This window comes from Pseudonocardia sp., from assembly GCF_050250275.1.
In the GTDB taxonomy this organism is placed as follows: domain Bacteria; phylum Actinomycetota; class Actinomycetes; order Mycobacteriales; family Pseudonocardiaceae; genus Pseudonocardia.
Map to the genome: position 1 here is coordinate 105,535 of NZ_JBFWOY010000006.1, position 13,699 is coordinate 119,233.

Below are 13,699 nucleotides of genomic sequence, written 5' to 3' on the forward strand. Positions count from 1 at the left end.
GGGCACGTCGTGTGCGCGGCAGTCAACCATCGGTCACCGACACCCCCGACAGGGACCATCGGTGACCTACCGATCGGGGTAGTGTGCTCGCCCGATGACCGCATCGTCCACGAACGCGCCGGGACGACGGGGACCTCTCAGGCGACTCACAGCTCCCCCACAGCTCGACGGGCCACCCTCCGGACCCGTGCCCAGCAGGCTCCCCGATCCCACCCGCCGCGCACGACACCCGCAACCCACCCCGGGTCACGCGCGGTGACCGACGCGGCGCCGGCGCGCACCCCCCACCTGTACCCGGTCAACCTCGTCCGGGTCGTCACCTTCGCGTGCGTGATCGCCGTCCACACGATCTCGACGACGGCCCCCCTCGACAGCGTCGCCGCCGGCAGGTTCGTCGTCCTGCTGCACTTCACCCGGGAGGCGTTCTTCGCGCTCACCGCGTTCGTGCTCACCCACCGCCATCGCGACGAGCGGCCCGGCCCGCTGCGGTTCTGGCGGCGCCGGTTCCTGCTGGTCGGCGTCCCCTACGTCGTGTGGTCGGCGATCTACACGTGCCTCGGGCTGTCGACGGCCCCGCTACCCGCGGATGCGGCGCTGCGCGCGTTCGGCCACGCCCTGCTCACAGGCACCGCCTGGTACCACCTGTACTTCCTGCTGGTGGCGCTGCAGTTCTACCTGGTGTTCCCGCTGTTCCGGGTGCTGCTGCGGGCCACCCGGGGCCACCACCTGCCGGTGCTGGCCGCGAGTGCAGTGCTGCAGGTCGCCACCGACCTGTGGCTGCACGTCCCCTCGCCCTCGCCCGCCGAGGCGGCCGTCCTGCCGTACGCGACGTCGCTGCTGGTCAGTTACCAGTTCTTCGTCGTGTTCGGTGGGGTCGTCGCGATGAACCTCGCTGCCGTCGACGCCTGGATCCGCACCCACCTGCCGCTGGTGTTCCTCGCACCGCTCCTCACCGGGGCGGCCGTCGAGCTCTGGTACCGGCACTCGGTGGCGACGGGCGCCACCGCCCAGTTCGCCGCCGACGTGTTCCAGCCGATCATCGTCCCGTGGACGGTGTCGATCGTGGCCGCCGTATGGGGCGTCGGCGCGGTGTGGGCCGACCGCCGCGACCGCTGGCGGGGCTCGCGGTTCGTCGAGGCCGCGGCCGCCCGCTCCTTCGGCGTGTTCCTCGTCCACCCCGCGATCCTGTGGCTGCTCACGACCGTGCCGGACGCGCCCGCCGCCCGCCTGCAGCGGCCGTGGGAGACCGTGGTGACCTACGCCGTCACCATCGTCGCGGCGCTGACGTTCGTCGAGATCGTGCGGCGGACACCGCTGCGGCTCGCACTGACCGGCAAACCCCGGCGCAGGCCCCGCCCGGCCGTCGTGCCCGCCGACCACCCCGCCGGGGTCACGACGACCGGCCTCCCGCAGCCGGAGACGCGGCGCACCGCGTAGGCCGGTCAGGCCGTCGCGACGAGCTGCTCGCACGTGCGCACCAGCACCGCCGCGACCGCCCGCACCGCCTGCGACGACGCCGGGTGCGAGCCCGCCCGCTGCCAGTACGCGAGCCGTTCCGCCGCGGCCGCGCCCACCGCGGCCGGGCCGGCGTCGGGCGGCAACCCGAGCCGCGCCGCGGGCGACGGACCCGCCATCCCCAGCAGCTGCTCGGCGGCCGCGACCTCCGCGGGCGGGAGCACGACGGTGCCGGCGAGCAGCTCGTCGAGCAGATCGGTCTCGGCCAGCTCGTGGGCGCCCGTGCGGACCCGTTCCAGCTCGTACTGCAGGCGCCGGGCGTCCGCGGGCGGGTCGGTGCGCACCAGCAGTTCCAGACGCTGCAGCACCGACCGGGCGACCAGGATCTCCGAGCGCCCGACGAACCGCGCCGCGATCAGCTCACGCAGCCGCCCGACCCCGCTGCGGGCCAGCAGCCCGGCGACGACCGCCCCCGTGTCGGGCGCGTGCCGGGCCAGGTTGGCCGCCGCGCCCAGACCCGCCGGGCCCAGGCGCGCCGCCAGGCCCGGGTCGACCACGGCACCCCGGGCGAGAGCGTCGATCTCCGCCGGGGTCAGCGCCGTCGCCGCGCGCGCCAGGCCCCCGGACACGGGCAGCACGGTCCGGCACAGCCGCCGCACGTCCGAACGCCCCGCCAGCTCGGCCGCCGCACGCTGGGCGATCGCCGGGTCGAGCCCACCGGGCAGCTCGTCGGTGCGGGCGAGGACCCCGAGCGCGTTGGCCCGCGCGTGCGCCACGGCGCCGGAGTGCAACGTCGCGAAGGCCGACGCCGAACCCTGGGCGGGGGTCAGCAACAGGACGAGGGCGTCGGGCACCGGGTCGCCGGGGTCGAGCACCGTCTCGGTCCGCCCGTCCGTGCCCAGCCCGGGCGCGTCGATGATCGTCGCCTCGGCGAGCAGCGGGTCGGTGGTGTGCAGCTCGATCCGGTCCAGCGGTGCCGCCGGGTCGGGCGGCCAGGGACCGCCGTAGGGCGCCGCACCGCCCGCGGTGTCGACGGCCAGCGCCACCGGTCCGCCATGGCGCCACCAGACCGGGACCCGGGTCGGTGGGGGCGGCACCGGCCCGCCGGGGCGGCCCAGGACCGCCTCGACGAGTGTCGACGTCCCTATCCCCGGCGGCCCGGCGAACGCGATGCGCAGGGGCTCGTCGAGGCGTGCTGCCAGCGAGGCCAGCCGCGCGGCGTGCGGGGAACCCGCGTAGCACTCGCCGGCGACGGCGAGCACCGCCCGGACGCGGCCGACCAGCCGCCCGTCCGAGGTCGCGCGGCGGCGCGCGCCGCCGACGGGCACGACGGGCGGGGCAGGCCCGACGGGTGTGACCGGCGGGGCAGGCACGACGGGCGTGACCCGCGGGGCGGGAGGCGCGCTCGTGAGGACGACGCCCGGCTCCACGACCACCGGCCCGGCCGGGGCCTCCGCCGGGCCCGCTTCTGTCCGGTCCACCTGCGCCGGGGCTGCCTCTGCCCGGTCCGACCCTGCCCGGTCCGACCCTGCCCGGTCCGGCTCCACGGGTGTTGTCTCGACCGGGTGGGGCAGGGCCGCCCGACCGGCACCGGCTGCATCGCCGACACCGGGTGCAGCGCCGGCCGCAGCACCAGCAGCGACTTCGGCACCGGCTTCGGCACCGGCTTCGGCACCGGCGGTGACGACGGGGATCGGGCCGGTCGCCACGGGGTCCGGGGCCTGCCGGACGGCCACATCCGGTGCGCCGTCGGCGGCGGACGGCTCGGGGTCGGCCGCGTGCCGCGCCGCCGCGGCGGCAGGCACAGGCGTGTCCGGCCCGTCCGGGGCGGCGGTCGCGCCGGGCTCGGGGGCGCCCGGGCCGCGGTCGTCCAGCGCGTGCCGCCCACCCGGTTGCGGTGCGCCCGAGCCGAACCCGGGGTCGGCCCCGTCCTCCTGCCGGGTCGCGGGAGGCTCGTCCGCCGTGCCCACGTCGAACCGTTCCGGGTCGTCGGCGGCGTCGTAGGACGGCGCGGGTACCTGCCCCCCGCCGACCCCGCCGGTCGCGTCCGGGGTCTGCGTGAGCTCCTCGTCCTCCTCGTCGTGGCGTGGCACCGACTTCCACATGCCGTGCCCGGCAGCGACGTCCTCGGCAGGCCCGACACCGACGGGCCCGGCTCGGACAGGCGTGCTGTCGGCGGGCAGGTCCTCGCCGGGAGGGTCCTCGCCGGGCCGGTCATCGCCGGGCCGGTCATCGCCGGGCCGGTCCTCGCCGAGGCCGGTCCCGCCGAGGCCGGTCCCGTCGCGGTCGGTCCCGTCGCGGTCGTCCGCAACCGGCGCGTCGGCAGGGGGCTCGGCGTCCGGCGACGGTCCCCTCACCGCGACGGGCGGCTCGGCGCGCCCCGCCACGTCCGTGGCCCCGCCGTGGCGCAGCGCCGTGGCACCGGCGACCGCCCCGGCCACCCCCGAACCCACAGCGCCGGCGGCACCCACAGCGCCGGCGGCACCGGCGGCGGTCGGGCCCGGACCGGTGGGCGGCCCGGTCCGCGCGCCCTCGACCCCCTGCGGCGCACCGGGAGCGGCCGCCCGCGTACCGAGACCCCACGCCGCGGCCTGGGCGGCGTCGAGCGGCATCGTCTCCTCGTGGTGGGACGGGACCGGGACCGAACCCTCGACGGTCGTCCCCTCCCCCGGGCGGGAGTGCACGTCGATGCGGCCGCCGACGGAGGTGATGCGCGCCGACAGGTTGCGCATCCCGCGGTTGGGGCCCTGACCGAGCGAGGCCTGGTCGAAGCCGGGGCCCTCGTCGCGCACCCGGAACCGCAGCAGCCCGCCCTGGACGACGAGGCGCACCGTCACCGGTGCCCCGCCCGCGTACTTGCGGGCGTTGTTGACGGCTTCGAGGCAGCAGAACCAGACGGCGGCCTCGACGTCGGCGGGGAACCGGACACCGGTGAGGCCGGGAGCGTCGACGGTGACCGGTGAGGCGCCGCCGTCGAGCTCGCGTGCGAGTCCACCGGCGAGACCGTGCTCGGACAGCAGCGGCGACACGACACCGGTGGCGGTCTCGGCGAGGATGGACTCGGCGTTGCCGATCTGCTCGACTACCTGCACGAGCCGTTCCCGGGCCTGGTCGTACTTGCCCGTCTTCACCAGGTGCTCGACCAGGCCCATGACCAGCCGCAGCGACACGAGGTGGTGCTGGGCGCCGTCGTGGAGGTCGCGTTCGATGCGGCGGCGTTCGCCGTCCATCTCGGCGACGGCGGCGCGCCGCGACACCGCGATCTCCCCGGCGTGGGCGAGCGCCGCGCGCAGCTGGCGTTCCAGCTCGATGCCGTAGCGGCTGGCCTGGAGGACGGCACCGAGGCTGTCGGCGATGTCGGTGAGCAGGTTCTGACGCTGCGGGCCGAGCCCGGCGACGGCGGCGCGGTCCACGGCGATGGTGCCGATGCGTTCCTCGCCGTGGCGGACGGCGACCTCGGTGAGCTCGTCGGAGACGTGGCCGCCGGGTTCGGACCAGACGTAGGTGCGGTCGCGCAGCCCGGGACGCACGACGGTCAGCCGGCACGTGGACGCGCCGAGCCCACGGCCGACGGCCTCGGCGACGCGGGCCAGGTCGGGCGCGTCGGCCACGGTGGACCGGGACAGCGCGGCGATCCCGGCGAGGACGCTGTAGGGGGTGGGCCGGGTGCCGTAGAGGAGCCGGTCGACGACCTGTTCGGCGAGGGTGTGGACGGGGAGGAACGCGATCGCGGCGACGGCGCACGCGGCGACGGCGGAGACGGGCTCGGCCACGGAGTCGGGCAGGAACAGGGCCAGCGCGGTGTGCACGACGACGTAGAGCCCGCCGATGACCGCGGTGTCGACGGCGACGACGAGGCCGCGGCTGAAGCGGCGCTCGGCGTTCTGGAGGTCGTTGCTGCGCACGGCGACGAGCACGGCGGCGGCGACGGCGATGCAGGCGACGCGGGAGAACCAGAACAGCAGCGCGAGCGGGAGGTCGCCGGAGCCGCCTGCGGTGGGGTCGGTGAGGGTGAGCCCGTTCCAGCCGAGGCCCCAGACGAGGAAGCTGACGGCGGCGAGGACGACGGTGACCGCGCCGGCGGCGAGCAGGACGCTGAACAGCAGCCGGGCCTGGGTGCGTTGGACGTCGCTGGACCCGCGGCGGACCCTGCGCGGCAACGCGATCAGCCCGGCGGCCGGGACGAGGAACCCGAAGAACAGCACGCAGCTCACGGTGTGTGGGAGCAGCGCGGTGCCGAACCCGGCGGCGAGCAGGGTGACCGCGGCGACGCCGACGGTGACCAGCCCGGGGCGGCGGCGGGTGCCGTCGGGCTCCTCGTCGGAGCCGGGTGGGAACACGAGGAGCGCGACGATGTAGGCGGCGCAGGCGACACCGTGCAGCAGGACCTGGTGCAGCTCACCGATCTGCAGGCCGGTCGCGGTCTCGACGGCCGAGGCGGCGGCGTGGGCCTGGAGGTTGAACGCGCCCGCGGATCCCACGAGCGCGAGCACGAGCAGCCGCGACGACCAGGTGCGCCCGCCGGCGGGTGCGCGGATCGACATGGCGACGGCGAGGCCCAGGGAGATCGCGCTCAGGGTGTAGTCGAGCAGTGCCTGCGCGCCGGGTTCGCTGTGCCCGAGGGCGGCGAGGACTCCGGCGGCCCAGCTGTTCCCGGCGGCGGCGGATCCGCCGAGCGACGCGGCGAACCCGGGTGCGGTGGCGGCGATCCCGACGACGGCGCCGACGACGAGCCACACCAGCGACAGCAGTCCGCACGCGACGAGCAGCACCCAGTAGCCGGCGAGCAGCCACGGCTGGGCGCCGCGGCCGGGCGCGGTGTCGGCGGGCGGCCCGGGCGCGGCGGGTTCGGGCGCGGGCCGGGTCCAGGAGATGCCGGTGGGCAGCGCGACGGTGGGCGACTCCCAGCCGCGGGCGGGTGGCGCGGTGGTGGTCAGCACGTCGGTCACGGTGACGGCGGTGGTGGCGTCGGGGTCGGCCCGGCCGGTCCCGGAGTCGCCGCGCGTGTCCGGACGGCGGGCGGACACGTTGCGCCCCAACGTCCCTCCGGTCATCCGGAACGGGGGCAGCTCGTGTCCGGCGTGGTGCTCGCGGGCGGGCCGCGACGGGTCGGTCTCGCGCTCGTCCACGGTTCAGCCCCGGACCGCGGAGCTCACGGCCCCACCGACGTCGACCAGCGGTTCGAGCCGGTCGGGTATCCAGGCGCGCACGACGACGTGTGCCGGGCCGCCCCCGGGTGCCGGTTCGGTGCCGTCGAGCTCGACCGCCCCACCGAGGGCGGCGAGCCGTTCGGCCTCGTCGGCCAGCGCCTCCCGCATCGCGGCGAGGCCGACGGGCGCGCAGGCGTCGTCGACGGTGAGGGTCACCCGGCCGTCGACGTGGTCGAGGGTCACGGCGAGCTCCTCGTCGGCCGGCTGTTCGGCGAGGCCTTTCAGCGCGGCGGCGGCGACGTAGTAGATGCCGGACTCGATCTCCCAGCTGAGCCGCTCGTCCATGGTGCCGCCGAGGGCGACCGCGCGTGGGAGGTCGGCGACGACCTCGTCGAGGGCCCCGAGGGGCCCGTGGTCGCGCAGCACGTTCGGGTAGACGCCGCGGGCGATGACGCGGAAGCGGTCGAGCAGCTCGTCGAGGCCGGTGCGGGCGTCGGCGAGGCGCCGGGCGGCCGCGGCGCCGTCCTCGGCGCCCTCGGTGAGTACGGCGTCCTGGGCGGCGACGACGTCGGCGCGCAGCCCGGAGAGGCGGTCGGTGGTGGCGTGGGACAGCTCGACGACGAGCCGGCGGCGCTCCATGTCGCGGGCCCGGGCGAGCCGGGCCCGGGAGGCCTGCAGGGTGGTGGCGAGCTCGTCGGCGCGGCGGACCCGCTCGGCGAGCTCCGCGTTCTGCGCGACGCCGCGCAGCAGCATGGAGGCACCGTTGGCGACGTCGCGCATCAGCTGCTGGTCGGCCGGGGTGATCGATGCGCCCGGCTTGCCGACGGTCAACGCCGCCCGCAGCTCGGTGCCGTCGAGGATGGGGACGACGTGGTCGGTGTCGTCGCGGGTCAGCAGCACGGCGAGGTTGTCGACGGCGAGGTTGCCGGGCTGGGCCGCGGCGGGCGCGGTGGGTTCGGCGGGGTGGTGCGCGGCGAGGACCAGCCGGTCGCCGACCGCCAGCCACACCTCCCCGCGCGCGGCCGACGTGCCTTCGGCGACGACCTCGGCGAGCCCGGGCAGCGCCTCCTCCAGGGAGCCTGCGCGGATCCGGGCGGCGGCGTCGGCGAGCGCGCTGTACGGGGTGGTCTCCCGGTGGTGGGTGAGCCGGGTGACCAACCGGGTGATCCGGGGTGCGAGCAGCGCGAGGCCGACCGCGCACACCGCCGCGGCCGCGAACGGCAGCAGCACACCGATGCTGTCGGTGGGGCGCAGCAGCAGTCCCGCGCCCTCCACGACGACGACGACCACGACGGCCACCGCCGCCGCCACGATCAGGCCCCGCACCAGCCGTGCGAGTGTCGTCCGGTTCATCGCCCACCATGCCCGTCCGGCCGGGACGTGCCCGGGTTCGAGACGGTCACGCTAGAGGTACGGCGACCCCGCCGAACAGCCCCGGCGGGTGGTCAGTCGTCGTCACGCTGGGACCGCAGGAACGCGAGCACCGCCAGGACCCGGCGGTGGTTCTCCGAGGTGTCGGCGTGCAGGCCGAGCTTGCCGAAGATGTTGGCGATGTGCTTCTCCACGGCCTTGGGCGTGACGAACAGCTGCCCGGCGATGCCGTTGTTGGACCGGCCCTCGGCCATCAGCTTGAGGACGTCGGTCTCGCGCTCGGACAGCGACGCGACCAGGCCCTTCTTCTCCCCGCGGGGACGTTCCACGAGCCGCTTGGCCAGCGACGGCTCGATGACGATCTCCCCGTCGCGGATGCGGTCGAGGGTGTCGGAGAGGACCTCGACGCTGCCGACCTTCTCCTTGAGCCGGTAGCCGATCGCGTCCGTGCCGATGTTGAGGATCCGCATGAGGTAGTGCGACTCGGCGTAGTGCGACAGGAACAGCAGGCCCATGTCGGGGTACTTGGCGCGCAGGCGTTCCGCGGTGATCAGCCCCCCGTCGGGTTCCGGGGGCATGCGGATGTCGAGGATCGCGACGTCGCACGGTTCGGTGGCGAGCAGGTCGAGCAGCGAGTCGCCGTCGGCGGTGGCGCCGACGATCTCGTGGCCCGTGGCCTGCAGGAGCATCAGCAGGCCCTCACGGAACAGGGCACCGTCCTCGGCCAGTGCTACGCGCATGGAATCCTCGCAAGAATCGTGCCGACGCCGGTGCCGCCGGTCACGTCGATCGTCCCACCGAGGCCGGCGACCTCGTCGAGCATCTGCCCTCCCGCGTCCACCGGGACGTTGTCGACGGCGACCACCAGCGCCGCGTCCTGGGCGGTGATGGTGACCGTGACGTCGCGGTGCTCCCCGCCGAGCCCGGACAGGACCTCGGCGAGCGCGAAGTAGGCGGCGCCCTCGGCGGCCGGGTCGAACCTGCCGTCGGGGGCGACGACGCGGACGACGGCCTCGCTGCGGTCGGCGGCCTCCCGCAGGGCCGGGCCGAGTCCGGCCTCGTCGAGCAACGTCGGGTAGATGCGACCGGCGACGTCGCGCAGCTCCTGCAGCACGGCGTGCAGTTGCTCCTGCAGCTCGTCGATCGTCTCGTCGAGATCGGGCGACGCCTGCGCGATCCGGTGGCGCATCACGCCGATCCGCAGCGCGAGCGCCGAGATGCGCAGCGACGCGCCGTCGTGCAGCTGGCGTTCGAGCCGGCGGCGGCGGGCCCAGTGCGCGCGGTGCGAGCGCAGCAGCTCCTGGGGGCCGGGCGAGAGCAGCCGGACCGTCGGCGGCGCGGACACCGGCGGCGCGGGGACCGGCACGGCGTCCGGCGACACTGTGTCCGGCGACCCGGCGTCCGGCGCCGCGGCGCCGCTGAGGGGCGCTACGGGATCCGTTCCCACGGGCACCTCCTGCCACTCCGGACCCGCGCCGGGGGCACCGCCGGGGCGGTGCGCGGGCTCGACGGTCATCGTCGCAGCCTGCCTCCCGGTGGACCAGCGAGGAATGGGGAAAACCCCACCTCGGAACGGGGCGTTCCCCCGTCGTGCCGACGTCGCCTCGATCGGTAACGTTGCGACGCGTTCGGGCGACTCACGAACGAGCCCTACCAGGGTGAATGCCACCCGCAGGTATCTCGATCCAGCGGCGACTGCTCGTTACGATGTGTGCTGGTTCTCAGGGGGAGGCGGCGGTGGGTTACAACCTCGGAGTCGATCTGGGGACGACGTTCGTGGCGGCCGCGGTCGCACGCGATTCCCGGGTGGAGATGTTCACCCTCGGGGACCGGACGGTCGTCACCCCGTCGGTCGTCTTCCTGCGCGAGGACGGAAACCTCGTCACGGGTGACGCGGCGAACCGGCGGGCGGTGAGCAACCCGGACCGGGTCGCGCGGGAGTTCAAGCGCCGCCTCGGGGACCCGACACCGGTGGTGCTGGGCGGCTCGCCCTACGCGGTGACGACGCTGCTCGGCACCCTGCTCGGCGACGTGCTCGGCCGGGTCACCGAGACCGAGGGCGGCAAGCCCGACAGCGTCGTGCTCACCCACCCCGCCAACTGGGGCCCGTTCCGCCGGGAGCTGTTCGAGGAGGTCCCGCAGTTCGCGGGGCTGACCGGGCCCGAGACCGTCACCGAGCCGGAGGCCGCCGCCGCGCACTACGCCGCATCGCGCCACCTGGCCGACGGCGAGGTCATCGCCGTCTACGACCTCGGTGGCGGCACGTTCGACGCGACGGTGCTGCGCAAGCACCCGGGCGGCATCGAGATCCTCGGCTCGCCCGAGGGCATCGAGCGCCTCGGCGGCGTCGACTTCGACGAGGCGATCCTGTCGCACGTCAACTACTCCTCCGGCGGCGCGCTCGCCGAGCTCGACATGGGCGACCCGCAGACGGCGATCGCGCTGGCCCGGTTGCGCCAGGACTGCGTGCTGGCCAAGGAGGCGCTGTCGATCGACTCCGAGACGACGATCCCGGTCTTCCTGCCCGGCCGCCACTTCGACATCCGGCTGACCCGGGCCGAGTTCGAGGACATGATCCGCGCGCCGATCGAGTCGACGATCGGGACGCTGTCGCGGACCCTGCGCTCGGCGCAGGTGGAGCCGACGAACCTGTCGGCCGTCCTGCTCGTCGGCGGGTCGTCGCGGATCCCGCTGGTGTCGCGGATGATCTCCGAGGAGCTCGGCCGGCCCACGGTCGTCGACGCCCACCCCAAGTACGCGGTCGCGCTCGGCGCGGCCACGCTCGCCGCCGCCAGCGCGTCGGGCGCCGGCCGCGGTTCCGGCGGTGCGGTCGCGTGGCCGGGTGTCGTCGTCTCGGCCGCGCCCGAGCAGGGCGGCATGCTGCCCGGTGGCGGCGCGGCCGCCGCCGCGGCCGCCGGTGCCGGGTTCGGCGCCTACGCCGCGAGCGGTGGTCCCCAGGCCGGGGCGGCGACGTTGCCGCCGCGCGCCCCCGGCGCCCCGCAGCAGGGCGGGCCCGCCCCGCAGGGCAACGGTGGTTGGGGAACCCCGCCCCCGCAGGGCGGCCAGGGTCAGGCCCCCGCGGCCGGCCCGCCGCCACAACACCAACAGCCGCAACACCAACAGCAGCAGGGCCGGCAGCAGCAGTTCCAGCCCGGCACCCCGCCCGGACCTCCCCCGGCACCGGGGGCGCCCGGCGCGCGGGGCGGCGGCTCCGGTGGCGGCAACAAGAAGGTGCTCGCGATCGTCGCCGCCGTCGTCGTGCTCCTCGCCCTGGTGGGTGGCGGGACGTGGTGGGCGCTGAGCCGTACCGGCAGCAGCGCCGCGACCGGCGGTGACACCTCGTCGACGGCGACGGCGGCCACCGACACGACCGCCGCCGGCGGCGGCGGGACCACCCCGGTCACGGTCGCCTCGAGCGTGCCGATCCCGTCGCTGGGCCAGACCATCCCGGGCGGCAAGCCCGCCGGGTTCGCGGTGGTCTCCCCGTCGGGCCGCCAGGTCTACGTCGCCAACCGCGCGACCAAGACCGTCACGGTCATCGACACGTCGGTCAACAAGATCACCGCGACCATCCCCGTCGACGCCGGGCCGCCGCAGTACCTGGCGTTCGCGCCCGACGGCAGGAAGATCTACGTCAGCATCTGGGATGACGCGCGGACCATCGCCGACGTCGCCGTGATCGACACGACGACCAACTCGATCGTCGCGAACATCAAGGTCGACACCCGCCCGTTCCTCGCGGCGGTCACCCCGGACGGCTCCAAGCTGTGGGTGCCCAACCACGACTCCGGGTCGATCTCGATCATCGACACGTCGACCAACACGGTGGTCAACACCCTCAAGGTGGCGCCCAACCCGCACTGGATCGAGTTCAGCACCGACGGCACCAAGGCCTACACGGCCAACCACGAGTCGAACGTCATCTCCGTGATCGACGTCGCGAACGAGTCCGAGATCGCCCAGATCCCGGTCGACAAGAGCCCGCACAGCCTCGCGGTGAACCACCAGCGGCCGCTCGTCGCGAACGTCAACTACGACTCGAACACCGTCACGATGATCAACACCGACAACGACCAGGTCGTCGCGCGGATCCCGGTGGGCAAGAACCCGCAGGAGATCAGCTGGGCGCCCGACGGCCGCTTCGCCTACGTCGTCAACGTCGCCGACAACACCGTGTCGGTGATCAGCGCCGACTCGAACTCGGTGACCGCGACCCTGCCCGTCGGCCTCTCGCCGACGTCGGTCGCGATCACCCCCGACGGCAAGACCGGGTACGTCACCAACCTCACCGACGGCACGCTGACGATGCTCAACCTCGCCGGCTGAGTTCCTCCTTCGGCAGCACACGGGTAGGGGCCACCCCACCGGATTCCGGTGGGGTGGCCCTTTCACGTGGGGGGTAGGCGTCATGTATCCGACGCCCGATCCGGCGCATCCTTCAGTGGTCCGCATCACAGCGGACACCACACCGAAGGGAGAACGTCATGAACGCCACCGTCACCCCCATCAACGGCCGCGACCGCGCCGTCCTGCGAGCCGTCGCTGCGGGCCGCGCCGAGTTCTCCCCCGCCGGGGGCGGCCTCGTCGTCGACGGCCTGAACCTGAGCGACCAGTTCGCCGGGCTGCGCCTGACCACCGCCGGGCTGATCGTCGACCGGCCCGGCCCGGCCGCGCTCACCCCGACCGGCGTCGCCGTCCTCGCGGCCGCGTGATCACGATGACCGCCTTCGCCGCCGCCACCGCCATGACCGCCGCCGTCGCCGACGCCGTGACCCGCCCGCTGACCCGCGCCGACCGCTGCGACGCCTGCGGTGCCGCCGCCCGCGTCCGGGCGCTGCTGCCGACCGGTGAGCTGCTCTTCTGCGGCCACCACGCCCGCCGGCACGCACCGCGCCTGCGCGAGGTCGGCGCGGAACTGGTCACCGACCCCTGACCCCACCTCCCACAGCCACCGCCGCCCGCACGAGGAGCCCGGTCGTCACCCGACGACCGGGCTCCTCGCCGTCCGGGGATCGGCGCGGGCCCGCCGCGCGTCGTCGAGGTGGGGCCGGGGCAGGTCGGGTGCTCCTCGGCGCTCTCGACCGCCCCGCCGACGTAGACGAGCCTCAGCAGCTCGGAGGTCGACGGGCCTGCAGCCCGCCGATGAGCAGGTGGACGAGCGCCCAGGGGGCCGTGGACAGCCACACCACGTGGACCGGCGACAGCCCACCCTCGAAGGGTGGTGCCCCACAGCCGCGGGGCCGGCGAACGCCGCACTCGTAGCGTGCATGCCCGTCCCCGGCAGCGGCGACCGGTACGACGACCTCGTGGCCGACCACATCCGGCTGCTGCGCGCCGGGCCCCGACGCGACGATGGTCGTCGAGAACACGTTGGCGCGCAGGGCCGCTCACCCCGCCGGGCAGGTCGGCAGGGTCCTGTCCGGGATGACCCGGACCGACGCCGCCGGGCGCCGGGCGGCGGCGTGCCCGGCGACGACCTCCCGGCCGTGCAGATCCGGCCGTGCAGATCCGGCCGTGCAGATCCGGCTGGGCGAATCCGGCTGGGCAGCAGGCCGTCGCGAGCGCGCGCTGCCCGCAGCCGGCCGCGCCGCCCACCCACGCCGGCGGATCCCCGAGGGCCGGCTCGCCCGGGTCCTCGCAGGCACGCTCCCCGAGACCTGACCCTCGGACCGCCCACCCCCGAACGCGCGCAACCTCACGGTCGCCCGCCGCGCTCGCGAGGA

General features: G+C 75.4%; 9 protein-coding genes. 5 read left to right on the top strand and 4 right to left on the bottom strand.

Annotated elements, in window-relative coordinates; genetic code table 11:
- Positions 1-255 precede the first annotated feature (255 nt).
- Positions 256-1,437: an acyltransferase gene (locus AB7F12_RS08225; RefSeq protein WP_428501739.1), complete on the top strand. Its 1,182-nt coding sequence runs from the start codon at positions 256-258 to the stop codon at positions 1,435-1,437.
- 5 nt (positions 1,438-1,442) lie between these two features.
- Here the strand turns inward: AB7F12_RS08225 and AB7F12_RS08230 are convergent, their stop codons facing one another.
- From AB7F12_RS08230 to AB7F12_RS08245, 4 genes are all read right to left on the bottom strand, one after another.
- Positions 1,443-6,584: an ATP-binding protein gene (locus AB7F12_RS08230; protein ID WP_428501738.1), complete on the bottom strand. Its 5,142-nt coding sequence runs from the start codon at positions 6,582-6,584 to the stop codon at positions 1,443-1,445.
- Between the two features lie 3 nt (positions 6,585-6,587).
- The gene (locus AB7F12_RS08235) at positions 6,588-7,958 is read right to left on the bottom strand and encodes a hypothetical protein (protein WP_428501737.1); all 1,371 of its coding nucleotides are present in this window, start codon (positions 7,956-7,958) and stop codon (positions 6,588-6,590) included.
- Between the two features lie 92 nt (positions 7,959-8,050).
- Positions 8,051-8,716, bottom strand: a complete 666-nt coding sequence (locus AB7F12_RS08240) for a LuxR C-terminal-related transcriptional regulator (protein ID WP_428501736.1) — start codon at positions 8,714-8,716, stop codon at positions 8,051-8,053.
- Positions 8,707-9,492: a sensor histidine kinase gene (locus tag AB7F12_RS08245; protein ID WP_428502758.1), complete on the bottom strand. Its 786-nt coding sequence runs from the start codon at positions 9,490-9,492 to the stop codon at positions 8,707-8,709. Before AB7F12_RS08245 ends, AB7F12_RS08240 begins: the two co-directional genes overlap by 10 nt.
- Positions 9,493-9,713: 221 nt before the next feature.
- Between AB7F12_RS08245 and AB7F12_RS08250 the strand changes: the two genes are divergently transcribed.
- The 4 genes from AB7F12_RS08250 to AB7F12_RS08265 all read left to right on the top strand — a co-directional run bounded on the left by AB7F12_RS08250 (position 9,714) and on the right by AB7F12_RS08265 (position 13,637).
- Entirely contained in the window at positions 9,714-12,302 is a 2,589-nt protein-coding gene (locus AB7F12_RS08250; protein ID WP_428502759.1) for an Hsp70 family protein, read from the top strand.
- 158 nt (positions 12,303-12,460) lie between these two features.
- Positions 12,461-12,688 (top strand): hypothetical protein, encoded by a 228-nt coding sequence (locus tag AB7F12_RS08255; protein WP_428502760.1) that lies wholly within the window; start codon positions 12,461-12,463, stop codon positions 12,686-12,688.
- Positions 12,689-12,693: 5 nt separating this feature from the next.
- Positions 12,694-12,909: a DUF7455 domain-containing protein gene (locus AB7F12_RS08260; RefSeq protein ID WP_428502761.1), complete on the top strand. Its 216-nt coding sequence runs from the start codon at positions 12,694-12,696 to the stop codon at positions 12,907-12,909.
- Between the two features lie 581 nt (positions 12,910-13,490).
- On the top strand, positions 13,491-13,637 hold the full coding sequence (locus AB7F12_RS08265; RefSeq protein ID WP_428499543.1) for a hypothetical protein: 147 nt from the start codon (positions 13,491-13,493) through the stop codon (positions 13,635-13,637).
- Positions 13,638-13,699: the final 62 nt, after the last annotated feature.